Raw genomic sequence first — 25,990 nt, 5'->3', positions numbered from 1 at the left:
TGGAGGCCAATGGCTTCGTTAACCCCACTATCATGAGGGAAATAACTAAGCTTAACCTGGTGAGTGACAGTATTGTTGATTAATCAGAAGGCACGGATACCAAGCCTCTACAGTACTCCGCTTGAACCTTCTTTGCGAAGCTTACTCTGCAAGTCTTATCAAGCCCTCTAAGCCTGTATAGTGAAGTGTGCTTATTCTTTATCCACAGGTTAAATTCTGCGCGAGCTAATACCACTAACCTCTCAATAGTAAATAGTTCATCAGCATGTATTAATGAACCATAATTCACAACATTATTAACTTCAGGGTTCCTTAATCATGATCCATCATCCTGAAGTAAATCCTTCTTCTGAACCTGGCATCATCCCTACTAGGATAATCAGCCCTGTAATGTGAGCCCCGTGACTCTTTTCTCATTAAGGCTGCCTTAGCCGTTAAGTAGGAAATCAATGCCGCATTCGACCACTCATCAATCCCTGTTAAATAAACATCCTCATAAATACTGATTAATCTACTTAATTCATCCCCATCCCTAATAATACCCAGGTAATCCCAATTAAGCCTCCTAATTTCCTCAAGACCCATCTCACGACTACCACTTGGTAGTTTAACGTTCAGAACCTCCCCATCGTTTAGGTCTGGGCCTTCCCAATCCTCACCAATGTGCAATGGCATGTTGATTCCCATGACCAGGGCCTCGAGCAGTGAATTACTGGCTAGTCTATTGGCGCCGTGTAGCCCCGTATTCGCAACTTCACCGATTGCATAGAGTCCCCTTATTGTTGATTCACCCCTGATATTAACCCTAACGCCACCTATTGAGTAATGGGCACCTGGGACTACGGGTATTAAGTCATTCCTGGTAAGTCCATGGCGTCTCAGGAATTCGTTAACTGATGGGAATTTGATCTCGAAATTATCAATGGGCTTTAAATCCATGTAAACCCTGCGCCCAAGCCTATACTCATTGTAAATAGCCCTGGACAACACATCCCTAGGTGCTAATTCACCCTTTTCATGGTACTTGAAAGCGAATCTCTCACCCTTATCATTAATTAAAACCGCGCCCTCACCCCTAAGGGTCTCTGTTAATAGGAAGGATTCGCCGTCTATTACAGTGACCGTGGGGTGGAATTGAACGAATTCCAAGTCACCAACAACGGCACCAGCCCTAAAGGCTAAGGCAACACCATCGCCTGTATTGTCACGTGGGTTTGAGGTGTAGCTCCAGAGGTAGGCGTAACCGCCCGTTGCCAATATCACAGAGTCGGCATCATCTATGGAAACACCCCCAGTGGTTATGAAGCCTTTAACAACATTACCCCTAACCTTCAATGCCATAACCCTATCCTCAACAATATTGATACCAAGCTTAGTGGCTAGTTTAAGTAGGAAGTTCGTTAGGAACATGCCTGTGGAGTCCATCCTATGGTGAACCCTTCTCCTACTATGACCTGCCTCAAGCCTAAGGTCCTTATCGAACTCAAACCCCCATTTCTCCAAGGTCTCTATGGCCTCTAGGGCCTCCCTTGTGAAGTAATCCACTGACTTAACATCGCATAATCCATCACCCACGGCTATGGTGTCTTGGGCATGGAGCTCAGGTGAATCATTGGGTGCCGTTGCGGCTGCTATTCCACCCCTTGATTCGTAGCTTGAGCCTCCCTGAACCCTCTTAGTAATCACGGTAACTGGGTAATTACTCATCTTCAGTGAAATCGCGGCTGAAAGCCCCGCTATACCACTACCGATTATGTAGATCATTGCCTAATCACCAAGTAGCTTCCTAGTCCTCTCGAAAGCCTCTCTAACAGCCTCGGCTATGTTCCCAGGTATTTCAACTCTGTAAACATCATCCCTCAGGGACCTATAGATCTTCTCTAGTGTAATCATAGCCATGAAGGGGCAACGGGCTATGGGCTCGGTGGTTAATGGGTAGAATTCCTTACCCGGGACCTTTAGTTTAAGCGCATTTATCATCCCAATTTCAGTACCTACTATGAACTCCCTGGCCTCGCTATTCCTTGCAAATTCTATCATCTGGTTTGTGGAGCCCACGAAGTCCACTAGGTCAATAATGTTCAAGGGCGCCTCTGGGTGAATCATTACCTTAGCCCCAGGGTACTTAGTCCTCGCCTCCCTAATGTAATCAGGCACGTAGTTCCCATGCACAATGCACTTACCGTTCGGTGGCACCTTGATTATTTTCTTACTAGTCATCCTCTCAACGTAGGTAGCCAGGTTGTAGTCTGGCCCAAATATTACAGTATCACCCGGTATCTTCCTAACTGCTTTAACTGCCGTTGAGGAGGTGACTATGTAATCAGCCATGGCCTTAACATCTATGTTTGAGTTAATGTAGAGAACAACAGGAACCCCAGGATACCTCTCCCTATACTCCCTCAAGGTCTCCGTATCCAGTGCATCCGCTATTGTGCACCCCGCATTCAAGTCTGGTGATAGTACTTCCCTATCGTAGTTCAAAGCCTTAGCCTGCTCAGCCATGAACCTAACCCCTGCGAAGACTATGACCTCAGCCTTAGTCTCCATGGCCTTAACCGCCAGGTCGTAGGAATCACCTGTGAAGTCCGCTATTAATTGTACATCCATGTCCATGTAATTATGACCCAGTATTATGGCATTCCTCTCCTGCTTTAATCCCTTAATCTCCTTAATCAATGCCTCCTTACTCATTGATCAAGGTAAAGGCTATTGAAATATAGTTCTTATTATGCAAAACACCGTGGTAGGCAGCTAATTCAACCTTAGTTAACTGGCAAAAATTGCCAAATTAATAAATTTAGGTTAAAAGTGCTTCACGGGTTCTTTTAATCATCTAACTAATATTACGGATACTGGGGCATTTATCGATACTGCTAACGCTGTAGAGCCTATATTTATATCGCTATTTAGTGAAGTTCCTCTTGCACCCATTATTATTGCATCATAAGGTTCCTCATTTATTATTTTTAATATTTCATTTGAAACACTGGATTCATTTACGTTTATCTTAATTATTTTTAAATCGTATTTAATCTTATTGTTTACTCTCTTTTCAATAAGTGATTGTATATCATTCACATCGCTACAGTCGTTACATACATGTACTATAGTTATTCTAGAGCCGTATCTCATACCGAAGTCTACTGCAAGATCCAATGCCCTTAAACTATTCTCAGAGCCATCCACTGGCACTAGTATTCTCCTTAACCAGAAGCTTATAGAATAAGATGGTTCATTCATATTAGATACCCCTTTAATATTCCTAAGCTTTCATTAGTGATTCTTATTGAGTCTTCCGCGCTCATTAATCTCATGGAGGCTCTTATTGCATCTATATTCTCTGGCACCACTATTGATTCTTGGTGCACTGCGTACATGAACATGACTTCATTATCCTTAACGTAAACCGAGTCACTAAATACCATTACCTCTGGAATATCATTTCTATCTCTTCTTAAATCCCTCGCTACTTCTACTAATTCTGCTGTGGCTTCTGCACCATACTTTGAAGAAACTAGGACTATTCTAGGAGTATTCTCCAGAACGCTGAGTGCATCTTTCTTCTCTACTCTGTCTCTTAAGGTTATATTGATAAAGTGCATATGCATTAATGTTGTTGGGGCTATTACTGCCATCGTAACTATATCTAAATTCCTTATGACACTGTTAACATCTTTTGCATGATGGCTCGGCACTAATGCAGGATCAGGTACTAGTGAATTTATGGGACCTTTCTTAACCTCCTTTTGATCAGCGGCTCTTCTAACTATCGTTGCTCTAACTTTCTCCACTTTACTGACCTTATTTATTGCGCATATTGTTCTAAGTAGTGCTGTAGTGTTACACGATACTACTCTAATGTATTTTTTACCAAGGGCTTCATTGTAATTACATAAGGCTGAGAATGAAGCATCGGCTATCTCTGCTTTTTCACCTCCTTGAAATATGGCGTTTTTCTGTAATTGTTGGTAAATTAATTTATATTGAGCACCAACACCATTGGGTGTAGCATCCACTATAATATCTGCGGCTTTTATTAGATCCTCTATTGTACCTGCCACTGGTATTCCAACCTCATCAAATTTCTTAATAGACTGCTGCGGTACGTAGATCTTTATTCCCTTGCGATGTGCTATAAATGCTTCGTAATTTGGGGATGTTTTCGCAACTCCCACTAGTTTCATGTCTGGTTGTTTCATGACGGCATCAGCAACTCTCTTCCCTATGGTACCATAGCCATTAATAGCTACGTTAACTGGCATTATTCATCACCCTGTTTGTCATCGACATTGATAATGCCTCTAACGCTGGTAAACGTTCCCCGGATAGGAATAAGAGAAGAGCTCCTCCTCCAGTGGAGATGTGAACCTTATTATTGTCAATCTTCATATCCTTATCTAAAGCACTTATCATATGTCCTCCTCCTATTATAACGTAACCCCATCCCTCCAGTGATGCTTTTAGAACACTCTTACTTCCATCCCTGAATCTCTCATCTTCTATTACCCCCATTGGTCCCCTCAAAACCACTACCTTAGCGTCTTTTATAAGTGATGAGTATATTTCCACAGTGGCGGGTCCAATATCCTTTATAACACCAGTGATCTTACTAGCTGGTTCCTCAATTACGTTTCCGTTTATTTCTACCTTATAATCAACTGGTATTTCGATTGGAGCTCCACTTAGAAGTAGTTTTCTAGCCCTAGGAACTAGGCTTAAAATACCCATTCTTTCCAAGATCTCCATATTCTTCGTATTTAAATTCATTCCTTTAGCGACAGAAAACAATTCTGCAACTAAACCCCCAGTAAGTATTCTATCTGCTATCCTTGTTCTCATTAGATTCTCAATTATCCTAATAGTATCGTGAACCTTACCGCCGCCTAATACAAATATTTTAGGCGTATCTTCGGCATTAAAAATCCTAGCCAAGGCGGAAACTTCCCTCTCCATCACTCTTCCAGCAGCTGATGGTAAAACTAGAGGAAAACCTACAATACTTGGCTGACTTCTATGCGCAGTAGCGAATGCATCATTGATGTAAATATTGAAGAATGGGGTCAATTTCCTTACTAAAAAGGTTTTTACATGCTGCTGCGGTGGGGCCTCGATCAATTCCTCTGAGATTAATCTCACGTTATCTAAAAGTAAAATTTCACCGTTTTTTAGATTTTTAATAATTTCCCTTGCATATGGGCCTATTACATCATCCACGAAAATCACTTCTCTATTTAAATGCTTTGAAATTAATTTGGAGTGCTCCTCTAGACTTATGAAATCCTTGTCCCCAGGCCTACCCTGGTGTGACATTAACACAACGGAATTATCCTTATCAATTAACTCCTTAATTGTCTCAACATGCGCCTTTATTCTAGAATCATCTATTATCTTGCCGTTCTCATCCACAGGGGAATTTATGTCTATGCGTAATAGAACCTTCTTTGATCGTATATCTATATCATCCATAGTAGGTATGGTTAGACCCCCCACTCTAATCAGAAAGATCCCTATTTGTACTTCAAGTTCTGATTTAAATAGTTTACACTATAATATAGAATAAGACTTCTAGAGCTATGGAAGTTGGATGCATTTAAATCCTAGACACAAGTAGTGGATAAAGACATGGTTAAATTTACGTTTGTGCATTAGTTTATAGCATTTACCCCCAAGCCTTATGATTCCATATTCTGCAGAATCCTTCAACAATAGGGGTCATAAGGATCTATTAACGTATGATGGCTTAGATAATATATTGATTTTCTATATTTACAGTTAAGTCCATAAAACAAAACCTTAAGTGCACTATAGTATAATTATTGCTTTATTACTGATTAATATCATTAGATATACTATTTGTTAAATCCTTTACTTAAATACAGAGTTCATGTGGATTATAATCATAATTCAAACAGCATCCTTATTAAACGTTTAACAAGACTTATCTAACCCTTTGCTGCATCATCGTTATGTCGATAGTTACTGGACTTGAGTACTTGGTTAAACTCAGGGACTTCCTCTACGGTATGCTTGAGCTTAGAGATAGGCTTAGGGAGGTTGGTGTCCAGTGGCCCGTTAAGCTACCAGATGCCGTACCTGGTACTGTTAATGTTAAGGTTGGTTTCCCAGCCATGCTTAGGAATGGCGTGATCATGGACGTAACCAATGTGGAGCAGGCTCAGATTGCCGAGGAGGCGGGCGCTGTAGGTGTCATGGTCCTGGATAAACTACCCTATGATGTTAGGAAGGCTGGTGGTGTGGCTAGGATGGCTGATTTGAAGGTTATTGAGGATGTGATGAACCACGTAACAATACCCGTGAGCGCTAAGGTCAGGATTGGGCATTACTATGAGGCTGTTTTACTTGAATCCATTGGTGTGGATCTAATAGATGAATCCGAAGTACTTACTCCGGTGGATGAGCAGCACCACATTAATAAGTGGATGTTCAAGGTACCCTTCGTAAACGGGTGCAGGGAGTTATGCGAAGCCTTGAGGAGGATCTCCGAGGGTGCATCAATGATTAGGAGTAAGGGTGAGGCGGGCACGGGTAATGTTAGCGAGGCGGTTAAGCACTTTAAATTACTGAACAAGGCCATTCAGGAACTAACCTCAGCGTACAGGGGTGGTGATGAGGAGAAGCTAAGGGATCTCGCCAGGCAGTGCCAAGTACCCATGGAGCTAGTCACCTTAACGGCTAGGCTCGGTAGATTACCAGTCATAACATTTGCAGCGGGAGGCATAGCCACGCCAGCGGATACAGCGCTGATGATGTGGCTCGGCGCTGACGGAGTATTCGTGGGTTCAGGAATCTTTAAGAGCCAGGACCCAAAGCAGAGGGCTGAGGCCATTGTCCTAGCCACGGCGTACTGGGATGACCCAGAGGCTGTCATTGAGGCTCAGAGGATGGTTAGTGAGAGGTCAGCGATGATGGGCATCGATGTGAAGACCCTCAAATCCGAGGAATTACTGCAGACGAGGGGTGTTTAATAATGAAGATCGGCATACTTGCGGTGCAAGGTGATGTGGAAGAGCATGAGTACGCCGTTAAAAAGGCTATGGATGAGTTGGGCATAAGCGGTGACGTGGCCAGGGTTAAGAGGATTGATGATTTAAGGGGCTTATCAGGAATAATAATCCCTGGTGGTGAATCCACGAGCATATGGAGACTCACGTCTAAGAGCAACCTAATGAATGCGCTCCGTGATGAGGTATCCAATGGGCTTCCTGCAATGGGTACATGCGCAGGCGCCATATTCATGGCTAGGGAGGTTAAGGATAGGATTATGGGTGAGACCGGTCAAGGTGTGTTAGGAATCATGAATATATCTGTGGTCAGGAACTTCTACGGTAGACAGAGGGAATCCTTCGAAACCACGCTTAACATTGAGGGTATTGGCACAGTAAGGGCTGTCTTCATAAGGGCACCAGCCATAGTTAAGTACTGGGGCTCTGCAAAACCACTGGTGGCCTACGGTGACAATTACCCAGTGGTCATTGAGAACAACATGCTTGCTTTAACTTTTCACCCGGAGTTAACAACAATCCTGGTTCATGAATGGTTCATATCAAACCTAGTTAAGAAATGACCATGTACCAGGGTAATACGTACATACTAACATCACCGCAATACATCAAAACCCATACCTCTATCGACTCATCCCTATTGCTAGCCATAACATTGACATGACTCATCTTACACCTTAACATTACCCTGGACCTACCATATTCACCAAATCTCATTTATGGAACCATCATCACTCATACTCTCAAGTTCCTTGATGCTCCTTATTATTCACCTTTCCTCAACAATCCTCCTATAAAGCTTTAAACTCATTAATGTCCTTCGTCACGGCTTAACCTAATTCGTAACCTTACCCTCTATCATTAATGCCCTAGTCATTGCAGCATTTTTACTGCCCTACTATATTAGGTTTTATTATGATGTGAAAGCAATAAATTTCCTTAAATTATAAGAATATTGAGGTCCTATGTTTAGCATAATAGGTCTTGGGGCCGTGGGCTCGTTACTAACCTACTTCCTAAACAGGGCTGGGTTTACACCATACGTAATAACGAGGACTTTATATGACAGATACATCATTAGGCTTAATGGTGATTATGACCTAAGCATTAAATTAGTTCAAGAATTACCAAGCGAGGTTAAGTACACATTAATTGCTGTTAAGGCGTATGATACAGTGAACGTGATAAATAAGATTAAGGGAACGCCAGTGGTTTTCCAAAATGGTATTGGTGGTCTTGAGTTAATAAAGGAGAGACTGGGTGTTGGTTACAGTGCTGTGGTGACTTATGGCGTTACGAGACATGGAAATATCACAGAGGTTAAGGGGTTAGGTGAGATAATAATGCCAAGTGCCCTAGGTGAGTTGGCTGATATACTTAGGAGTGGTGGTGCCAATGTGGTGGTTGTGGATGATGTGGAACCCTTCAGGTGGTTGAAGGTTATTGTTAATGCTGCAATAAACCCCATAACCACGATACTTAAGTCACCAAACGGTATATTGATTAATAATGAATTAGCCAGGGAATTGGCCCTAGAAGTAATCAATGAGGGTGTTGCTGTGGTTAAGGCATTGGGTATTAACCTACCCAGAGATCCCGTAGCCGAAACCCTAGATGTGGCTTCTAAAACCAGTAATAATTATTCATCAATGCTCCAGGACTTAATGAACTGTAGGGAAACAGAGATTGATTACATTAATGGAGCCATAACCAAATACGGTAGCCTCCTCGGCATACCCACACCCATAAATAAGGCCTTACTAATAATTATAAAGATTCTGAGGAGCCTTTGTTTAAAATAATTAAAGACAGTGAATTAAAGTTCCTCGAGCTGGGAATTTCGAATACCATTGAGTGCGGGAATCCTTAAGGATAATGGATAGTACATTAAGTGCTGAAGCATCAGGCTAGCTGAAGAATCGCAGTGCGCCTATTGGTTAAGGTTTAAGATAATTAGGTTCCCTTGGAAAATGCGGACATAGCTCACGCAATGAGAGGACTCAGGGAGTTGATATGGTTAGAATTTAGGATTTCGACTACGTAGTAGGAGGCTTACTGGGATAGGTGAATATTGTTTGAAGGAGAGTAGGATTCATGAGAGCAGCTAGATTTAAAGCCAAGCAGGGCATTAATAATTTAATGAAGGTTATAGTTAATGTGCCACTACATGTAACAAGCATATGGCTGCCCAGGTACACCAATGACCCAATGACGACAGGATCCCTAGGTGCAGGTATTGTGATACGCCCTGGTCTAGTGATGACGATTGAGGGTGGTGAAGGGACAATGGGGTTAAGGCATATTGATGAAGTGTTGAGGAGGTATAACGTGAATGCAGTCGTTAAATACGAGACACAGGCACCACTTGGCTTTGGTTATGGAATGAGCGCTGCATTAACCCTAGGAACCGCACTGGGTGTTGCTGCATTACTCAGGAAGCCTCTACTTGAAGCTGCTCAAGTAGCCCATGAGGTCGAGGTTAATCTTGGTACTGGGCTTGGTGATGTGATCGCTGAATTCTATGGTGGTGGTATTGAAATAAGGGTTAAGCCAGGGGCTCCTGGCGTTGGTGTTATTGATAAAATACCTTACCCAAACAACCTAGTAATCCTAACCCATGAATTCACTAGGGAGGATACTAACGTGATGCTCCTTAGGCTCAGGGATAAGCTGGAGGTCCTTGGAAAGGAGTTTATGGGTGAAATTATGAGGGAACCCACCTATGAGAACTTCGTTAGATTGAGTATGGAGTTCTCGAGGAGAATTGGGTTCTTGACTAGGGATATTGAGGATAATGTTAGACCATGTATTAAGTACCTGGATGGTTACTACGTTAAGAAAGGTGTCCTGGTACTAATAACACACAGGGATAAGGCCGATGAGGCATCTCAATGCCTAAGTGAGAGGGGCATTCATGTAAGGCGTTTTAAGCCAAGTGACGCAGGTGCCTGGGTGAGGATTACTCATTAGGGTGATATGACTTATAAGTAAGCTAATGATCCTATTGCGATAAAGGCATGGTGGAGATGGAGGGGCGTCTAAGGCATCATTAATGACCTTGGTGTTACAGCAGTGGTTTATAGGTATGGTAAAGTTGAGTTAGGTAGCTCTGGGATTGCTTCAATGTAATCATAATCATAATGGCCATCAGCGGTGCTGTTAAGGTAATATACAGTACAGGTAACTTGAGGCTTAATGCTGAAGACCTTAATAGACTTCACGGTGAGTTGACTAGGATGGAGAGCGTTGATTATAAGACCCTAAGGCGTGACAGGGGTTCTGTGATTGCTGCGTTAATTAGGGTGAGGTACCTTGAGGGACGTAAACAACGAGGTAATTAGGGACTAGAAGTTACTGAGGCTCAGGGGTAAAGATAGACTTAGTGTTGAAAAGCCTAATAAGTGAGGTTGTGATACCTTAATTAATGGGTCATGTATGGGTTAAGGTCAGGATTGGCGATCCTGAAATGAGGAAGATTATTGAGGTGGATGCACTCGTGGATACTGGGGCAACATTAACCGTAATACCACAGGACCTAGCTAGGGAGTTGGGGCTTACTGTTACGGGTAAGTCCACGGTGATGAGCGCGGGCGGTTTATTGGAGCTTGAGCGTACGAGGGTTTGGGTGGAGCTTGAGGGTAGGGGTGAGGTGATTCCTGCATTGATCTCGGGCATAATAGACAAGGTCCTAATCGGAGTAACAACTCTGGAGGTCCTGGGGCTCCAGGTGGATCCGGTCACAGGTAAGTTGAGGGAGTGGACTATATTATTGTATTAATAGGTTTTGCTTTACTATTCCTTATAATACTCAGGACTGGGGAATTTACTCTCCTTAACCTCATTAACGTAATTACTCACTGCATTCCTTATTATAGATGCGACGTCCGCATACCTCTTAGCAAAGCTAGGCGGCTTCTCGCTTAGTCCTATCACATCGTGGAGCACCAGTATCTGTCCGTCACAATAAGGCCCGGCTCCGATGCATATCGTGGGTATTTTCACGGACTCCGTAACCTCCCTAGCCAAACCTGCGGGCACGAACTCAATGACCAACGCGAAGGCACCAGCCTCCTCTAGGGCCTTGGCATCCTCGAGGATCTTCCTCCTCTGCTCCTCAGTCCTGCCCATCATCCTAAAACCACCCAGCGTAAGCACCCTCTGCGGGTTTAGGCCAATGTGCCCCATAACCGGAATGCCGGCCTTGGTGAGCCTCTCGACTATCCTCACTATCTCAAGGCCGCCCTCGGGCTTAACGGCCTCGGCGCCGGCCCTGATCAACTTAGAGGCGTTTTTCAGGGCATCCCTAGGGCCTGTTTCGTAGGTCATGAATGGCATGTCGGCCACTAGTAACGCCTTAGGCTTTGCCCTGGCCACCGCAGCCACGTGTATTAACATGTCGGTGAGGGTTACAGGTATAGTGCTTTCATACCCCAATACAACCATGCCCAGGGAGTCACCGACGAGTATACCATCAACCCCTGCCTCATCAACGAGCCTTGCGGTTGGGTAATCATAGGCCGTTATCATGGCAATTCTCCTTTTACCTTTACTCTCTAGGAAGTACCTAATCGTTACTTTCCTCCTCTCCATTAAGTAATTTTACAACACTGTATTATTAAAGTTTAAAAGTAATGCTTCCTCACAGATAATTAGCATCCTTTGGAAACTCCAACACAATGTGATTCTGGGCTAATTCCGCGAGTCTCCTGGATATGTACATCAAAACCTTCCTCAGGTTCTCATCATTGTTAAAATCCCTGACAATCCCCTCAAGCTCCTCCCTAGGCTTTGCCTTAAGCTCCCTCGCAATCCTCACCATGTTCGGTACGGCCCTCACCACATTATCCACAATCGTTATGCTGGCGGCCCTGGCAGTCCTCGAGAGTGGATTCAGGTCTATTGCAATTACGGTCTTACCCATCTTTCTAAGGGCCTCGGTTCTATCACCATCCTCAAGAGGTACTAGGATAGTGTCAGCCACGTAGATGCCCCTACACGAGACTCTACGCCTCTCACTAAAGAGCTCGGGGATTACGCAGGACGCATCATCACCTACGCCAAGGACCTCCCTAGCCCCATTCTCCCGTAGGATCCTGGCTATCAACTCCTCCCTCTCCCTGGTCCTGTAAAACAGGTTAACCTCAACCTTAGCACCAACTAACTCAGCAAGCTCCACAATATCCCTTGGCACCAGAGCCGCTGTGTTTCCATTAACGGATATAACAGGGTTCCTAGCAAGGAGCAGTGCGGCTACGGCGGCCCTCTCTGCATTTAAGGCTTCATTAATCGTGGTTTCACCAATTAAGTAATCAAAACATTCACCACGTCCATGGGCAATAAGACCCTGTAAAGCTACATAACCCTCCCTAACCCCATCCACAAGTCTCTCCCTAATTAATAACGACTCCCTCCTTGGGTGATTAATGGGTATCACAAGACGCTGTACCTCACAAGCTTATAAAGAGTAACATATTGCTAAGAGTGTTGGATAACGTTATTCATATTCATTTATTCACCAATATACCAGGTATTCAAGTTATTTAACTACTTAATGCATTACTTTGCCCAATAACGATTACATTTCATTAATCCCCATTAGGGTCAATGGGGCAAAGAGTAATTAGGCCTTGGTGGGTTTACATAGAGCTTCGTGACTTATTCAACCTAATAATCTCCTAGGTTTACTGTAAATGAGTAAGTATTTTTAAAATCATGATTAACGGTGAGTTCCGTGGCCTACAGGAGGTGGTTTATCGTGGGGGTTTCGTCTGCATCATTTTTCCTAAGTTACTTCTCAAGGCTTGCCTGGAGTATTGTATCGGTTTACTCTTCATTAAGACCAACGGTTATTGAGGATAGTATAATCTTCTCACTATTCTTCATAGGTTATGTGATTGTTCAATTACCTTCAGGATTGATATCAGATGAGGTGAATCCCAGGTACGTAGTCATGACTGCTTTAATGGGGCTCGCGGCCTCATCAATAGTATCTGGGTTGGGTAATAGTGTGTTTGTGGAGTACGTGGCCAGCTTCTTCATGGGTCTATCAGCGGGTTGGGTATACCCGGGTACTGTTAAGTTAATAACCATGAACTTCAAGGGTAGGGAATTACCCATAGCCATGGGTTACTACAGCCTCGCCTGGCCATTATCCATAGTTCTGGCTGGTGCCGTACTACCCTTCATTTGCGTAAACCTTGGTTGGCGGTGGGCATACTATATAATTAGCGTTATATCGATCACGGTATCTTTACTATACTTAATTAACGGTGGTAATGATAACGATCAACCATCCAAGGCTAGTGGGGTATTCACTGATTTAACGGTTCTCAAGAATCCCAATACCCTTGTCATCAGTTTATCCGGCTTCCTATTCTTCCTATCATACTGGGTAATAACACTATACGCATACAAGTACTTCCTAACCCTGGGCTTCAACGACTACTTAGCAGGCCTCGCATACTCACTACTCGCACTCCTAGGGATACCATCCACTGTTATTGCCGGTTACATAATCAGTAGATTAAACGTTAAGAATACTCTAGTAATATTCGAGGCAATCTACGGTGTATTAACAATACTCCTCGGGTTACTCACGGGTGTGGGATTAATTACTGTGGCTGCGGCTATGGGTTTCGTCAGGTTCATAATAACACCAGCCAACTCCACGGCAGTCTCACTGATAGGTAGGGAAAGAGCAGGCAGTGTCACTGGACTAGCAAACCTATTCTGGCAACTCTCCGGTGCCGTGGCTCCAGGCATTGCGGCATACCTACTATTGTCACTTAATTACCGTTACCTATGGCTCTTCTCAGGCTTAGCTATACTGATGTCTGCATTAATGTACCAACTCCTATTAAGCATCAAATGAATGCCGTAGGCAAGGATAGACAAGGAATTTTCAACCTAAATCCATGGTACCGACACATGAAGCAACTTTAAAATTCAAAAATTACAAATTAAAAGGAGCAAAACTTAAAAACTCCCCTAGAGAGAAACCACTTAGAGGGGGGTGAAAGGGGTCGGGATCTGTTTGATCCCGCTTCATCAAGCGTCAGCTGGCCAAGGATTTCACCACGCCCCGACCCCTACCTTTATTGGTTCAGGATTTTTAAGCCTATCTTTGTAAACTCCATGCGTGTTCCGTGTCTCAAGGCCTCTCAATGTGGGATAAAGTTTTCATTAATGTAAATGCGTAATCATGCGTAAAGTTAGTCTCCATGAGATTTCTTAATAACTTTTCTATATAAGGAATTATACATAGTAGAACCCATACTTACATTGATTAATTACTTAAGGTAACTGGTTTAAGGAACATGTTCGATAATATGCAAATTAATGTCTATTTTCAGGAATATATTGATTATACGCTAATTCATGAGGTAAGATTAAAAAGTCTACTTAATGAGTAATGCATAGTGATGATGGGTCGATGAGGTGATGATTAATGATGTAGGAAGGGACGAACTGATTAATGTTTGTTGAATAATAGTATTCATATTTGTATTCATGTTACATAGGTAAAATTTAAAAATATAAAGTTTGATTCCTGTTTTATGAGTGAAAGAGGCGTATTCATTGGTAAGCTCATTATTCCACGGGATAGGGAGTTCTATGAAATCAGGAATCCCGCTGATACTAGGCAGGTTGTAGCTAAGTTCCCTAGGTTGAGGAGGGATGATGCAAGGGAGGCTATAGGTGTGGCTAAGGAGGCCTTTGCTAAGTGGGGTAAGACATTGCCTGTGGAGAGGGCTAGGATACTGTATAAGGTTGCTGATATTATTGAATCAAGGGCTGATGAAATGGCTAGGACTCTAACCCTTGAGGAGGGTAAGACTCTTCCGGACAGTATGTTTGAGGTTGTTAGGACTGTTAATTTACTAAGGTTCTACGCGGGCTTAATAACAAGGGGTCAGGGTAAGGTTATTTCATCACAGGATAGGAACACTATAATAATGACCACTAGGGAGCCTCTTGGCGTAATATCAGTCATAACGCCGTGGAACTTCCCATTATCATTACCAGCTTGGAAAATAATACCAGCAATAGCCACAGGTAACACTGTGGTTTGGAAGCCTGCAAGCATAACGCCTACTATAGCCTATGAGCTTGTTAAGGCATTCTACGATGCAGGCCTACCTGAGGGTGTACTCAACCTGGTCACTGGGTCAGCCAGTGAAGTTGGTGATGAGTTAGTGACTAATAAGGATGTTGATGCAATAACCTTCACAGGTAGTTTACAGACTGGTAAGGAGATTAATGAGAAGGTTGGTAGAATGAATAGGTTCATTAGGGTTCAACTTGAGTTAGGTGGTAAGAATGCCACGGTATTATCTAAGAATGGTGATATTAATTTAGCTGTGGAGTTAACTGCTAGGTCAGCCTTTGGTTTAACTGGCCAAGCCTGCACAGCAACATCAAGGTTCCTGGTACCCGAGGACATGCATGATGAGGTTTTAAGTAAGCTAATTGAGAGGACTAAGAAGATTGTTGTGGGTAATGGGTTGAAGAGCGGCGTGGATATGGGTCCATTAGCCAGTAAGGAGCAGTATGATAAGATACTGAGCTACATTGAGATAGGTAGGAATGAGGGGGCTAAGTTAGTTTACGGTGGTCAACCAATAAAGGGGAGTGAGGAGTTTGATCACGGCTACTTCGTAATGCCAACAATATTTGACGGCGTAACACCAGACATGAGGATAGCCAAGGAGGAGATATTCGGCCCAGTATTAGCGGTAATGACCTATAGGACTCTTGATGAGGCAATCGACATAGTTAACTCCACTGAGTACGGCTTAATAGCAGGCATAGTTACTAGGGATATTAGTGAAGCAGCTAAGTTCACTGAGGGTGTTAAGGTTGGTGTTGTTAAGGTTAATAAGCCGACAATAGGTCTTGAACCATGGGTACCCTACGGTGGTGTTAAGGGTTCAGGGAACGACATGTATAAGGAGATGGGTGAAGAAGCCGTTGAATTCTTCACCAGGATTAAGGCAATCTACGTCGGCTACTAGTCACTGAAATAAAACACAATGTAGTCATTTCACGTATTTTCAATACGTACCACTTACTCATTAACGTTCTTAATTAACCTTAAGGTTACTAAACGTTTAATAAAAAATAAGCCCCAGTACGGGTTAGCCACTACTCATGACTGTGGCCACTAGCCGTGAGTTAAAGAGGAGTTCAGTGGGTTTCCTGGGTTCACTCTATAATTCACTTGCAGGTCAGGCACCGGCATACAGTATAGCTGGTGGTGCTGCATTAATAATGGGTAGCGCCAAGGCTGCTGCACCATTAGCAATGTTAATAACACTACTTGGTGTTCTAGCCATAGTCTACTCAATATTCATTACCGCACGTAGATACCCGCATGCAGCAAGCTTCTACGCCTACGTAACCAATACCATTAACCCCAAGGCCGGCTTCTTCAATGGAATCATATACACCATATTCTACAGCATAGTGGGTGTTGGATCAGTGGCCATAGCATTCGCATACCTGGGTGTGGAGGGTATTTACGCGGTGACTGGATACCAGGTTAATCCACTCATCCTATTACCAATACCAGTCGTATTAGCTCTAATACCAGCTGTGTTGGGTATAAGGCCAAGCATTAGGACTGAGGTTAGTTTAACAAGTATTGAAATAGGTGTATTACTCATATTCGTTGCATTAACCATCATTACTAATGCGGGGAAGCTTTCAGTACTGCCATTCACCATAAGTGGGGCATATGCGTTAACCCCCCTAGGTGCTTTATCAGCATTGTCAGGGGGTTTAGTTTACGCTATAACATACTTCATGGGTTTCGAGGTTAGTACACAGTTGTCTGAGGAGGTTAAGGACCCTAGGAGGAACGTGCCTGTGAGCACACTATGGGCTACTGTATTCATGGGTATATTGTATGTTCTCGTCACCTACGCCATACTGGTTAATATCGGTTACTCGCAGTACGCGGTAAATAACTTTGTGAATGAGGCATCAGGCATGGGTGTTAACCCAGTATACACCCTTATTGCCCATTACCTAGGTGAACCAGGCTTAGTACTATTCGCGGTAAGCGTAATGATTAGTGTGTTCGGTTGCTACTTAGCAACATTAAATGCCACAGCCAGGATGCTCTACGGCATGGCTAGGGATGGTTTACTACCGGCATGGCTCTCCGACACTCACCCAAGGTATGGGAGCCCACATAAGGCTCTTTACTTCAGTACAATCATATCAGTATTAACCATTGTAATGGCTTACTTAGCATCATGGTTAAGCGGCTACATTAAGCCCATTGAATTAACGTATAATGCAATGCAGTACGCCTACGCCATTGATTCACTATACTACGTGGTAAGCCTAATACTGGTGGCTGTGGGGGCGCTTATGGTAGCTAGATTAAGTGGTAAGGTCATTATAACTATTGGCGCTGCCCTATTGGCCATAACCCTATACTACTCTGTGGTGAATCTGCCATTACTCTACATTCTAGCCGCATCAATAGTCCTAATAATCATAATTGAATACACGATACTGAGGGATAAGTTAAGTAAAATCAAGTACTCAATTTGCTTAAACTGCACTTAAGTTACCTCACTTACTTAGCCTCAAGTGGGTTTGACCCATTGGTAATCCACTGTAGAGTGGATGCACGTTAACTGCAAGTGTCCTCTGCCCCCTTGGAGCCGCTATTACCCACGCATAGCTTATCCTATTAATGGTGGATGCTACATTAGGGTGGTAGCCCTTTCTTATTAAAACCACGTCAAAATCATGCACCACGTAGGCTAATTCCTCATCCTCACTTAAAATAAATTGAACGGCAAAACCTGGATCTATATTGTAGAATATGTAAGCCTCCGGTTTCCCATCATGCCTATGAGGTGGGTAAGAGGTCCAGTTGCCTATGGATCCCTCGGTGTAACCCATTAGGAAGGAGTCAGCTGGATCACCTTCACCTATCATAGTGTATACACTCCTCTCATAGGGTGGGACACCGGATACCACAGGTTTCACCGACTCCCTCCTCTTCACGTAGAACTCCCTGGTGTTGTCAGCCCATGACTCAGCCAAGTAGGCTAATGTACCTGGGTTTAACTCAACCTTTACACTTGATCCCCTGGGAATATATGCAACATCGAAGCTACTCATGGATACTCCATTAACTTTTACAGATCCCTTCAATGCGAATAATAATCCTTCACCATTAGTAACATTAATTACTGTTGATGTAGCCTTATTGACCATTATTGAACTCAGCTTAAAGTAACCGTCTTCAAAGACCTTAACCCACCCATTATCCACCTTATGATAGTCCCTATACCTGAAAATCATAATAGGGTAATGTACTGGATCCTTATAAGAATTAATTAGAAACAGTACGAGAACTCACATACTAAGTAGTCTAATGGGTGCACCTCAATTAACTTCCTACACATGTTCCTAAACCTTACCCATTAAGGGGTTAACATAATGTATTTCATTACTACTGAATTCAATGGAGGGAATCATGATTTAACTAAATAAGGTATCCTCAACTACTGCTGGTAATCTTATTGAATTCACTTGACGGGAATTGATTAACCTCAACACCGTTAATAGTCATTATAATACTGTAGGAACCTGAGGTGGTATTCTTAATTATGTACGCCTTCGTGAGTACTCCATTTAACGCTATGCAGAGGGTCACGTTATATGATTGCTCACTACTATTTGATACTGATGCGTAACAGTAACTGTTTATACCATTAACGTTAATCCTAGATAAGAAACTCCATGATGAGGATGACAGTGAATTAATTAAGGGTAATTGGGAAGGTGACGTATGTTGACAGTAGCTTAACGTTAATCCACCCGTAAGCGCTATACATAGGTTATATTCATTATTTCCAATATTATTCATTGCCACTAGGGTGCTTGTCTGATTCTTCAAGCTTAATACAAGTAGGATTTTATTTAACGTGTTCTGAGACCACGTTATCCTTGGTCCAATCAATGATGATGAAATACCTATTACGCCGAAGATATTTATGCTACCAGTGTACGTAATTGTGTAATTGGCGGTGTATGTTGAACTACTCCACTTATTCAACATTACAATTGGACTAGGCTTAGCAGATGAGGTTAACGACATGTATGATAATACCCCCACCACAGCCACCGCTATCAATACAATAACCACTATTATTAACCCAAGCCTATTCATGCATAGGTTTTAATACTGGGATTTAATAAGTTAACGCCATCCTTAATTAATCCATGGTTGAGGCTAGTTAATTTTCACGTAATATATGCCAATTACTGTGAAGTTGAGTAAGGCTTTAGTATTCGCATAAAATATATTAAGTACTTACCGCTCTTAGTAACACAGTGAGTACTTTAAAATATAGTGCATATGGCATTGCTGCACTAGCTGGATACATACTTTTCCTAGCATCCCTCAGGCTAACCAGTGTAGCCGCTGGGGTCTTATTCACTGTAATGTTCACGTTATCCCAATTAATAGGTCTGCTTCTAGTATCAAAAATAGGAGCCGGTAATACGCTCTCAGTTGCCCTATCAATAGGGGCTATTGGTAGCTTCATTCATGCGTTAAATAATTCATACATAGGTAATTTATTACTAGGCTTAGGGATGGGGCTCTACTTCATGGCGTTAATAGGGGTTATTGGAATAATATTAAGTAGCAGTGGTTTAATAGACTACATAATGTATGTTTACTCAGGTTTATTCGGTGTGGGTTTAGTAATAGGTGTCTTATCATCTGTACTTAACAATAGTGTACTCTTCATAGTCGTAACGATACTAATGCTTTCACTATCATTCTACTTATCCTTATCCTCCATTTACTTTAAACCCAGGGGAACCGGGTTAAAATACGCAGTAACCAACCAAGTAATGTTCATAGTGGCTGTATTCATATCCTTCTCACTGCCGTACATGGTTTCCTCAGCCATACTACTATCTAAGTATTGGCTTGGTTCAGCGTACGTATTATCGATTCCATTATCAATAATCCCAACACACTTGATGGTTAGGAGGTGGGGTTTATCACGCTCATTGAGGATTTCCATAATTATACTTGCCACCTCATCAGTGTTAACTTACGTTTTCAATAGTCAATTCACCTTAATCGCCGTGGCCGCATCATCAATGATGATTTACTCAATAATTCTTCAACTGCTTGCATCAATTTCAAGCCCAATACTCTACATGCCTACCCTGGCAGTGGCCTATGGTATATCATCAATGTTAACTATTCCAATAGGGTTAGCCCTAGGGATTAAGGTAGGTTACCTGGTGGTTGGGTTAATATCACTGTTACTAATGTTACTGCTTAGGATGATTAAGGAGCCTGTTTACCAGTTTCCTAAGGCTAATTAATTTAAAAGGTTCATTTAGCCGCCCTTAAGTGGAACCAATAATAGTGATTCACGGTGGTGCAGGCGGGTATAGATTCAGTAATGATGAGGAGAGACTTAAGTATGTAAAGGAACTCGAGGATGCGACAATTAATGGGCTTAAGGCATTGCAGAATGGAGGTGCAGTAGATGCTGTTGAGGCCGCAGTATCTAATATGGAGGATTCAGGACTCTTTGATGCTGGTAAGGGTTCGGTTCTAACCATAAGTGGTAATGTGGAGGTGGACGCTGGCATAATGGATGGTAGATCAATGAGAATAGGGGCAGTGGCTGCTGTTAAGAATGTAGCTAATCCAATTAAATTAGCTAGAATGATCATGGAGAAGACTAGTCACGTCATTATTGCTGGAGATGGGGCAGCGGAATTAGCCAAGTTATGGAAACTATATACACCAACCCATAAACTCTACAGTGATGCTAAGTCAAGGAGGTATGAGGACATGCTTAGGGATTACAAGAGCGGTAAGGGTTACTTCAGCGGTAATCTTAAGTTAATTAGTGAATTAGGAATAGGGGATACTGTGGGGGCGGTGGCGTTGGATAAGGACGGTAACTTAGCCGCTGGTACATCCACGGGTGGTGTGTGGTTGAAGCTTGATGGTAGGGTTGGTGATTCACCAATACCTGGGGCAGGGTATTGGGCTCAAAACGGTGTTGCAGCCTTCTCAGCATCAGGGCTGGGGGAGGTGATAGTGAGGAGTATGGTTTGCATTAGGGCTGCTTACCTAGTTGAGAATGGGTTAAGCATAGGGGAGGCGTTAAGGAGGGTTGTGGATGATGTTACTAAGAGATATGGTAATGGGTTAGTTGGTGTAATAGGAATTGATGCTAAGGGTAACGTTGCTTCCTCATTCAATACAAGCGCCATGGCTAGAGCCTGGGGGAGAGGGAGTAGGGTTATGAGGATTGCCTTTTACCCCGATGATGCGTGGCCGTGATTGCTAATACGAATGGTGCATGGGTAATGCAGTATCAGCATGCTGTGGCGAGGCTGCCTGAGGACTTAAGGACCATGGTGTGTAGGTGGTTAAGATTAGGTGTAGTTGATAATGAGGGTGGTTTAATTAAATCAGTATACGCAACATTAGATGGCTCAATAATACTTGTGGGTGATGTTGTTAAAAAGCTTGAGGAGAATGGGGTTGGGTTAAGGATAAGTAATGGGCTTTACCTACAGGAATTCTTCAACTGGGTACCATGGGTTAATGGACTCTGCGAGGAGGTGGAGGTTGAGGAGGTTGAACCCATGGGTATGAGGCTCCTAGGCTTCTCACCATTCCCATACCTGGAGTACGGGGATGTAATGAGTGGGTATGTTGAGGTTATTAAGGCTTACGGCAAATACATAAGTGGTTCATATAGTGATGCCCTCTATAGGATATGGGGGCTTGGTGGTGTGAGGTTTGATGAGCAGGTTGACTTAGTTATAATAGTTGATTATGAGTTAATAGCCCATCACTTCCTAGATATTAGGAGAACTGAGCATAGGGGTTTCACGGTTTCAGCCAAGTATCTTTCATTCGGCTTCGATAGATCAATACTAGTTCACCCGTTCGTGAGTGATGTTATTCATAGGGAGATAGCTAAGAGCATGTTGAATAGGAGTGACGTTAGACCAGTGGGTTACTTTACAGTGAATTATGATGAGAGTGAAATACTTGATATAGTGATTTACAAATGGCCATTAATCAACCCTCTACCACTCATCAGTAGGACTGTGGCGGAGAGAAACATCCGTATTAAGGATCTAATAAGACACAAATAATCCACCTCCTCGCTTCAGGAAATGGGTTACACTGAGCACTGCCAAGAGCTTAAACCCTTAAGTCAACGCTACTACATTAAATATCTTAATGCATTATCATGGATTATTAGGCTTCAGGTACATGATTGTAATAGTTTAGGTAACGTTTAATAAGTGGACTTAAGGTACTTAAGCATGAGTACGAGTAACGACCCATACGCATTAATTGAGGCTAAGGTTAAGGAGGCTGAGAAATTACTAAGTAATGTTAAGGGCGTTAAGGTGTTTCAATTTAAGGGTAATGATTATGAACCCTTCTACGTAATGGTTAATAATGGATCATTAACAATTAATAAGGGTATTCACAGTAACCCAACCTTAACCATTCAGGTTTCAGGGGATGTTCTTGCTAAGTTACTTAATGGGCAAATGGACCCGGTTCAAGCATACTTAAGTGGCTTAATTAGGTTAAGCGGTGATTTAATGGAGGCTATGACCCTGGTGTCTCTCATTACTCATTAGTCTTCATTTAACTGAATCAGGGTCCTTTAAACCATGCCCAGTTAATACAAGTACGGTGCGTTCATCATTACTTATTACACTGTTCCTAATTAATTTAATGTATGCAGCATACGTTGATGCACTGGCTGGTTCAACAAAGATACCTCTCCTAGCTAACCTACCTCTAGCAATCATTATCTCATTATCATTAACCGTCACTAGTAATCCACCTGAATTATTAACCGCCTTAAGGGCCTTAAGCCAATTCACTGGTTTACCAATCCTTATTGCAGATGCCACAGTCTTAGGTTCCTTAACCTCAATTAACTCACTGGATCCCCTCCTCCAGGTTTCATAAAGTGGTGATGCACCCTCAGCTTGAACACCAATCATCCTAGGTACCTTATCTATTAACCCAATCTGCATTAATTCCCAGAACCCCTTCCATATGGCGTATATGTTGCCTGCATTACCAACGGGTACTATTACGTTATCCGGTACTTTAATGTCCTCATATATCTCGTAGGCAATGCTCTTCTGCCCCTCAAGTCTCCAGGCGTTTATTGAGTTTAAGGAGTATGCCTTACCAGCCTTAAACATGTTCATTGCCTCAGTTAACGCATCATCAAAGTAACCATCAATACTCATTATGCTTGCACCGTGGATAATTGACTGAGCTAACTTACCTCTAGCCACCTTACCACTGGGTAGGAGAACTATGGCCCTTAACCCAGCCCTAGCACCATAGGCTGACGCTGAGGCTGCAGTATTACCGGTGGATGCAACCACAATATTACTAACCCCTATTGCCTTAGCTAAACTAACCCCAATAGCCATACCCCTATCCTTGAATGAGCCAGTTGGGTTAAGACCCTCAAACTTACCGAATAATCCCTTACTAATCCTTATTAATGGTGTCCCACCTTCATTAAGCGTAACCCTATTCTTAGGTTCAGGCAGTAACTGTGAATACGACCAGACACCCAGTCTTCTCCTGTACCTGAGTTTAATATCCTTAGGCAACTCGGCTAGAATAGCCTCCATTAATGAGCCGCATCTTGGGCATGTGAATTTACCTGCCTCAGGTTGGGTCTCATACCCACACTTAGGGCATTTGAAAACATACTTACCTAACCCTATTCTGTTTCCTCCACAACCCCCACCTGCTCTAAGGGATTTACTTAACTTATTTATAAGCATTACTAATAAGATGACTCTTAAGTAGAGTTAATCATAGTGAAGTTAAACCGGCTCAATCATTGAAAAGGCAAAAAGCCGTTTGGTTTTAAACGAAACCCGAGTTTTAACTCTCTGTTATTACAGTAGAGTAGCCTATTTATAAATATTACCCCATGGTGTTTTAATGTATATTTTACTAATATAAGTAAAATAATAATAATATATTTAGCTAGTTATCCCCAATACTAGTAAAACATTATTGTACATGCCTTAAAGTGTTTAAAGAGACCGTTTTATTAACACCTAGGTTCAGTGGTTCGGGGAATCATGGTTTTCAACCTACTTAAAGAGGAGCTTAGACGAGCAATAAGTGAGTATGGTTTCAATGAACCCACTGAGGTTCAAAGGAGTGTCATCCCTAAGATACTTGATGGCTTTAATGTAGCCATGCAGGCCAGGACTGGAAGCGGTAAAACTGCAGCGTACCTGCTTCCAACCATGAGTATGATGAAGGGCGACCTAGGTGAAGCACTGGTGATCTCACCAACACGTGAACTTGCACTTCAAATAATGAATCAATTCCTAATCTTCAATAAGTACACTAAATTCAACAGTGCAGTTGTGTATGGTGGTGTTGGGTATAGTGGCCAAGTTAAGGCCCTCAGGGATGCATCACTAATAGTGGCAACCCCAGGTAGATTGCTTGATCTTACCGGTAAGTCGATTGTGGATTTAAGCAATGTTAAGTACCTCATTATTGATGAAGTGGATAGGATGCTTGACATGGGTTTCATAAAGGATGTATACACTATATCAAGCCTAACTGGTAATAGGAAGCAAACCCACGCGGCCACGGCAACATTACCCAGTGAGGTTCATGATGTTGTTAAGAGGGTTTTAAGGAATCCATTATTCATAAGGGTGAGTAATCATGAGTATGAATTACCTATGGTTGATCAATTGGTTTACCTCGTGGATGGCTCATGGAGGAGTAAGTATGGGTTAACTGGGAAGGTGCTTGAAGGCAAGTCAATAATATTCGTTAACACTAGGGAAAGAGCCTACAGGCTGTATAGGCAGTTGCGTAATGATGGTTTAAGGGTGCTTCTACTGCATGGTGGCATGAGGCAGGAGACTAGGGAGAGTACTCTCCGTAGGTTTAGGGAATTAGACTCCGGTTCATTAATCTCAACTGACTTAGCGTCAAGGGGCCTCGATATAATTGATGTAAACCTAATACTTAACTTTGATGCACCTAGGGATCCTGAAACATACATACACAGGATTGGGAGAACTGCAAGGCTTAATAGGAGAGGTAAGGCAATAACCCTAGCCACTAGGGATGAGTTAAGGATATTGAATGAGGTAACTAAGTTAACGGGCTCAGGCTACGTTTTAGCTAATTAAGGGAATTACTAAGGCATGCATTAGGGCGTAATTGGCTATGATGTCGCCAACCACTAGGTAAATCACGTAGGATACTGCCAGAATGAATACGTAGGGGTAGTTATACTGCATCCAGATCCATGAATCCTTAGGCAAGTTAGCCACGTAGGATTCAGCATCGCTACCAGCCCTAATTAGTGAACTACCTGGGCTTGAGTAGGCCAGGGGTGTTTTGAGTATTGACTCAACACTGGAGCATCTTAGTAGTATCAGCTTAATTAAACTTGAGTCACTGCATCTTCTGCGGTTCTTAACATTAGTGTAGACGTTAATCAGCATTAGGGCGAGTGTTGGAATAAAGGAGTTTATTAAAACTGAGATAATGGGTAGGTTAAGGATTAGGAGTACTGGATTAGGCATTAATGGTGGTGGTGTAGCGATTGATATGAGTAGTACTGCTATTGAATCAGCCTCACCCATGAATTTACCCACATATATTGAAGCAGCGAGTATTACACCAACCATAGCATTAATAACGTATCCGCTCTCAATAATTATGTCATTAACCACTAGGTAAATGGTTAGTGGCACCGCCGCAATAGCCGGTATCCAATACTTATCATTAATTAACCTACTCCTATAATCCTCAATACCGGCAACCATTAATGATGAAAGAACAAGCACATATGAAGCAGTGTAGATGAGTAAACGGGGGATCAGCATAATTCCTAAACCACCGTTAA

The 25,990-nt window shown here is 42.6% G+C and carries 25 protein-coding genes; 14 read left to right on the top strand and 11 right to left on the bottom strand.

What is annotated here, in order from left to right; all coding sequences use genetic code 11:
* Window positions 1-312: 312 nt before the first annotated feature.
* From CMAQ_RS09215 to CMAQ_RS09195, 5 genes are all read right to left on the bottom strand, one after another.
* On the bottom strand, window positions 313-1,764 hold the full coding sequence (locus CMAQ_RS09215) for an L-aspartate oxidase (protein ID WP_012186835.1): 1,452 nt from the start codon (window positions 1,762-1,764) through the stop codon (window positions 313-315).
* 3 nt (window positions 1,765-1,767) lie between these two features.
* A complete protein-coding gene (gene nadA, locus CMAQ_RS09210; RefSeq protein ID WP_012186834.1) occupies window positions 1,768-2,694 on the bottom strand; it encodes a quinolinate synthase NadA in 927 nt (308 codons plus the stop codon).
* Between the two features lie 138 nt (window positions 2,695-2,832).
* A complete protein-coding gene (locus CMAQ_RS09205) occupies window positions 2,833-3,243 on the bottom strand; it encodes a universal stress protein (protein WP_012186833.1) in 411 nt (136 codons plus the stop codon).
* Window positions 3,240-4,265 carry a phosphorylating glyceraldehyde-3-phosphate dehydrogenase gene (locus tag CMAQ_RS09200; protein WP_012186832.1) on the bottom strand — a complete coding sequence of 342 codons (1,026 nt, stop codon included), beginning with the start codon at window positions 4,263-4,265 and terminating at the stop codon, window positions 3,240-3,242. The genes CMAQ_RS09205 and CMAQ_RS09200 overlap by 4 nt, the downstream gene beginning before the upstream one ends.
* A complete protein-coding gene (locus CMAQ_RS09195) occupies window positions 4,255-5,502 on the bottom strand; it encodes a phosphoglycerate kinase (protein ID WP_420805663.1) in 1,248 nt (415 codons plus the stop codon). The genes CMAQ_RS09200 and CMAQ_RS09195 overlap by 11 nt, the downstream gene beginning before the upstream one ends.
* Before the next feature lie 467 nt (window positions 5,503-5,969).
* Here CMAQ_RS09195 and pdxS point away from each other — a divergent pair, with 467 nt between their 5' ends.
* The 6 genes from pdxS (at window position 5,970) to CMAQ_RS09165 (ending at window position 10,803) form a co-directional block, all read left to right on the top strand.
* Window positions 5,970-6,989, top strand: coding sequence for a pyridoxal 5'-phosphate synthase lyase subunit PdxS (gene pdxS / locus CMAQ_RS09190; RefSeq protein ID WP_012186830.1), 1,020 nt, complete (start codon window positions 5,970-5,972; stop codon window positions 6,987-6,989).
* Window positions 6,990-6,991: 2 nt separating this feature from the next.
* Window positions 6,992-7,588 (top strand): pyridoxal 5'-phosphate synthase glutaminase subunit PdxT, encoded by a 597-nt coding sequence (gene pdxT, locus CMAQ_RS09185; protein WP_012186829.1) that lies wholly within the window; start codon window positions 6,992-6,994, stop codon window positions 7,586-7,588.
* Window positions 7,589-7,990: 402 nt separating this feature from the next.
* The gene (locus tag CMAQ_RS09180; protein ID WP_012186828.1) at window positions 7,991-8,827 is read left to right on the top strand and encodes a ketopantoate reductase family protein; all 837 of its coding nucleotides are present in this window, start codon (window positions 7,991-7,993) and stop codon (window positions 8,825-8,827) included.
* A gap of 337 nt (window positions 8,828-9,164) precedes the next feature.
* A complete protein-coding gene (locus tag CMAQ_RS09175; RefSeq protein ID WP_156769891.1) occupies window positions 9,165-9,995 on the top strand; it encodes a pantoate kinase in 831 nt (276 codons plus the stop codon).
* Between the two features lie 170 nt (window positions 9,996-10,165).
* Window positions 10,166-10,366, top strand: a complete 201-nt coding sequence (locus tag CMAQ_RS09170; protein WP_012186826.1) for a hypothetical protein — start codon at window positions 10,166-10,168, stop codon at window positions 10,364-10,366.
* An 83-nt stretch (window positions 10,367-10,449) separates the two neighbouring features.
* Window positions 10,450-10,803, top strand: a complete 354-nt coding sequence (locus CMAQ_RS09165) for an aspartyl protease family protein (RefSeq protein WP_012186825.1) — start codon at window positions 10,450-10,452, stop codon at window positions 10,801-10,803.
* A gap of 14 nt (window positions 10,804-10,817) precedes the next feature.
* On the opposite strand, the gene panB is transcribed toward CMAQ_RS09165, so the two are convergent.
* Both panB and CMAQ_RS09155 read right to left on the bottom strand, forming a co-directional pair.
* Window positions 10,818-11,615 carry a 3-methyl-2-oxobutanoate hydroxymethyltransferase gene (gene panB / locus CMAQ_RS09160; RefSeq protein WP_012186824.1) on the bottom strand — a complete coding sequence of 266 codons (798 nt, stop codon included), beginning with the start codon at window positions 11,613-11,615 and terminating at the stop codon, window positions 10,818-10,820.
* A gap of 49 nt (window positions 11,616-11,664) precedes the next feature.
* Complete coding sequence (locus CMAQ_RS09155) at window positions 11,665-12,459, bottom strand: 4-phosphopantoate--beta-alanine ligase (RefSeq protein ID WP_012186823.1); 795 nt, start codon at window positions 12,457-12,459, stop codon at window positions 11,665-11,667.
* 297 nt (window positions 12,460-12,756) lie between these two features.
* Here CMAQ_RS09155 and CMAQ_RS09150 point away from each other — a divergent pair, with 297 nt between their 5' ends.
* The 3 genes from CMAQ_RS09150 (at window position 12,757) to CMAQ_RS09140 (ending at window position 17,603) form a co-directional block, all read left to right on the top strand.
* Complete coding sequence (locus tag CMAQ_RS09150) at window positions 12,757-13,896, top strand: MFS transporter (protein WP_012186822.1); 1,140 nt, start codon at window positions 12,757-12,759, stop codon at window positions 13,894-13,896.
* 685 nt (window positions 13,897-14,581) lie between these two features.
* Window positions 14,582-16,039, top strand: coding sequence for an aldehyde dehydrogenase family protein (locus tag CMAQ_RS09145; protein ID WP_012186821.1), 1,458 nt, complete (start codon window positions 14,582-14,584; stop codon window positions 16,037-16,039).
* A 136-nt stretch (window positions 16,040-16,175) separates the two neighbouring features.
* Window positions 16,176-17,603 (top strand): APC family permease, encoded by a 1,428-nt coding sequence (locus tag CMAQ_RS09140; protein ID WP_012186820.1) that lies wholly within the window; start codon window positions 16,176-16,178, stop codon window positions 17,601-17,603.
* A 6-nt stretch (window positions 17,604-17,609) separates the two neighbouring features.
* Here CMAQ_RS09140 and CMAQ_RS10475 read toward each other — a convergent pair whose 3' ends face one another.
* Complete coding sequence (locus CMAQ_RS10475; protein ID WP_012186819.1) at window positions 17,610-18,350, bottom strand: 5-deoxy-glucuronate isomerase; 741 nt, start codon at window positions 18,348-18,350, stop codon at window positions 17,610-17,612.
* A gap of 199 nt (window positions 18,351-18,549) precedes the next feature.
* Window positions 18,550-19,221 (bottom strand): hypothetical protein, encoded by a 672-nt coding sequence (locus CMAQ_RS09130; protein ID WP_012186818.1) that lies wholly within the window; start codon window positions 19,219-19,221, stop codon window positions 18,550-18,552.
* Between the two features lie 164 nt (window positions 19,222-19,385).
* On the opposite strand from CMAQ_RS09130, the gene CMAQ_RS09125 reads away from it, so the two are divergent.
* The 4 genes from CMAQ_RS09125 (at window position 19,386) to CMAQ_RS09110 (ending at window position 22,703) form a co-directional block, all read left to right on the top strand.
* A complete protein-coding gene (locus CMAQ_RS09125) occupies window positions 19,386-20,399 on the top strand; it encodes a hypothetical protein (RefSeq protein ID WP_012186817.1) in 1,014 nt (337 codons plus the stop codon).
* A gap of 28 nt (window positions 20,400-20,427) precedes the next feature.
* Window positions 20,428-21,375, top strand: coding sequence for an isoaspartyl peptidase/L-asparaginase (locus tag CMAQ_RS09120; protein ID WP_012186816.1), 948 nt, complete (start codon window positions 20,428-20,430; stop codon window positions 21,373-21,375).
* Between the two features lie 26 nt (window positions 21,376-21,401).
* The gene (locus CMAQ_RS09115; protein WP_012186815.1) at window positions 21,402-22,202 is read left to right on the top strand and encodes a hypothetical protein; all 801 of its coding nucleotides are present in this window, start codon (window positions 21,402-21,404) and stop codon (window positions 22,200-22,202) included.
* Window positions 22,203-22,376: 174 nt separating this feature from the next.
* Complete coding sequence (locus CMAQ_RS09110; protein ID WP_156769890.1) at window positions 22,377-22,703, top strand: SCP2 sterol-binding domain-containing protein; 327 nt, start codon at window positions 22,377-22,379, stop codon at window positions 22,701-22,703.
* Between the two features lie 3 nt (window positions 22,704-22,706).
* On the opposite strand, the gene thrC is transcribed toward CMAQ_RS09110, so the two are convergent.
* Window positions 22,707-23,882 (bottom strand): threonine synthase, encoded by a 1,176-nt coding sequence (thrC, locus tag CMAQ_RS09105; RefSeq protein WP_012186813.1) that lies wholly within the window; start codon window positions 23,880-23,882, stop codon window positions 22,707-22,709.
* 291 nt (window positions 23,883-24,173) lie between these two features.
* On the opposite strand from thrC, the gene CMAQ_RS09100 reads away from it, so the two are divergent.
* Window positions 24,174-25,268 carry a DEAD/DEAH box helicase gene (locus CMAQ_RS09100; protein ID WP_232203751.1) on the top strand — a complete coding sequence of 365 codons (1,095 nt, stop codon included), beginning with the start codon at window positions 24,174-24,176 and terminating at the stop codon, window positions 25,266-25,268.
* Here the strand turns inward: CMAQ_RS09100 and CMAQ_RS09095 are convergent.
* A complete protein-coding gene (locus CMAQ_RS09095; RefSeq protein ID WP_012186811.1) occupies window positions 25,257-25,970 on the bottom strand; it encodes a prepilin peptidase in 714 nt (237 codons plus the stop codon). The genes CMAQ_RS09100 and CMAQ_RS09095 overlap by 12 nt on opposite strands.
* Window positions 25,971-25,990 lie beyond the last annotated feature (20 nt).

The organism is Caldivirga maquilingensis IC-167, assembly GCF_000018305.1.
Taxonomy (GTDB): domain Archaea; phylum Thermoproteota; class Thermoprotei; order Thermoproteales; family Thermocladiaceae; genus Caldivirga; species Caldivirga maquilingensis.
The sequence above is the reverse complement of the archived record's forward strand: the minus strand, read 5'-3'. Positions and strand labels throughout refer to the sequence as shown.

Coding starts and splice junctions, on each gene's coding strand:
- CMAQ_RS09205 (WP_012186833.1), bottom strand. CDS start 3,243: ATGAATGAACCATCTTATTCTATAAGCTTCTGGTTAAGGAGAATACTA.
- pdxT (WP_012186829.1), top strand. CDS start 6,992: ATGAAGATCGGCATACTTGCGGTGCAAGGTGATGTGGAAGAGCATGAG.
- CMAQ_RS09165 (WP_012186825.1), top strand. CDS start 10,450: ATGGGTCATGTATGGGTTAAGGTCAGGATTGGCGATCCTGAAATGAGG.
- CMAQ_RS09095 (WP_012186811.1), bottom strand. CDS start 25,970: ATGCTGATCCCCCGTTTACTCATCTACACTGCTTCATATGTGCTTGTT.
- CMAQ_RS09145 (WP_012186821.1), top strand. CDS start 14,582: ATGAGTGAAAGAGGCGTATTCATTGGTAAGCTCATTATTCCACGGGAT.
- CMAQ_RS09140 (WP_012186820.1), top strand. CDS start 16,176: ATGACTGTGGCCACTAGCCGTGAGTTAAAGAGGAGTTCAGTGGGTTTC.
- CMAQ_RS09130 (WP_012186818.1), bottom strand. CDS start 19,221: ATGAATAGGCTTGGGTTAATAATAGTGGTTATTGTATTGATAGCGGTG.
- CMAQ_RS09180 (WP_012186828.1), top strand. CDS start 7,991: ATGTTTAGCATAATAGGTCTTGGGGCCGTGGGCTCGTTACTAACCTAC.
- CMAQ_RS09215 (WP_012186835.1), bottom strand. CDS start 1,764: ATGATCTACATAATCGGTAGTGGTATAGCGGGGCTTTCAGCCGCGATT.
- panB (WP_012186824.1), bottom strand. CDS start 11,615: ATGGAGAGGAGGAAAGTAACGATTAGGTACTTCCTAGAGAGTAAAGGT.
- pdxS (WP_012186830.1), top strand. CDS start 5,970: ATGTCGATAGTTACTGGACTTGAGTACTTGGTTAAACTCAGGGACTTC.
- CMAQ_RS09110 (WP_156769890.1), top strand. CDS start 22,377: ATGAGTACGAGTAACGACCCATACGCATTAATTGAGGCTAAGGTTAAG.
- CMAQ_RS09115 (WP_012186815.1), top strand. CDS start 21,402: ATGCAGTATCAGCATGCTGTGGCGAGGCTGCCTGAGGACTTAAGGACC.
- nadA (WP_012186834.1), bottom strand. CDS start 2,694: ATGAGTAAGGAGGCATTGATTAAGGAGATTAAGGGATTAAAGCAGGAG.
- CMAQ_RS09200 (WP_012186832.1), bottom strand. CDS start 4,265: ATGCCAGTTAACGTAGCTATTAATGGCTATGGTACCATAGGGAAGAGA.
- thrC (WP_012186813.1), bottom strand. CDS start 23,882: ATGCTTATAAATAAGTTAAGTAAATCCCTTAGAGCAGGTGGGGGTTGT.
- CMAQ_RS09170 (WP_012186826.1), top strand. CDS start 10,166: ATGGCCATCAGCGGTGCTGTTAAGGTAATATACAGTACAGGTAACTTG.
- CMAQ_RS10475 (WP_012186819.1), bottom strand. CDS start 18,350: ATGATTTTCAGGTATAGGGACTATCATAAGGTGGATAATGGGTGGGTT.
- CMAQ_RS09175 (WP_156769891.1), top strand. CDS start 9,165: ATGAAGGTTATAGTTAATGTGCCACTACATGTAACAAGCATATGGCTG.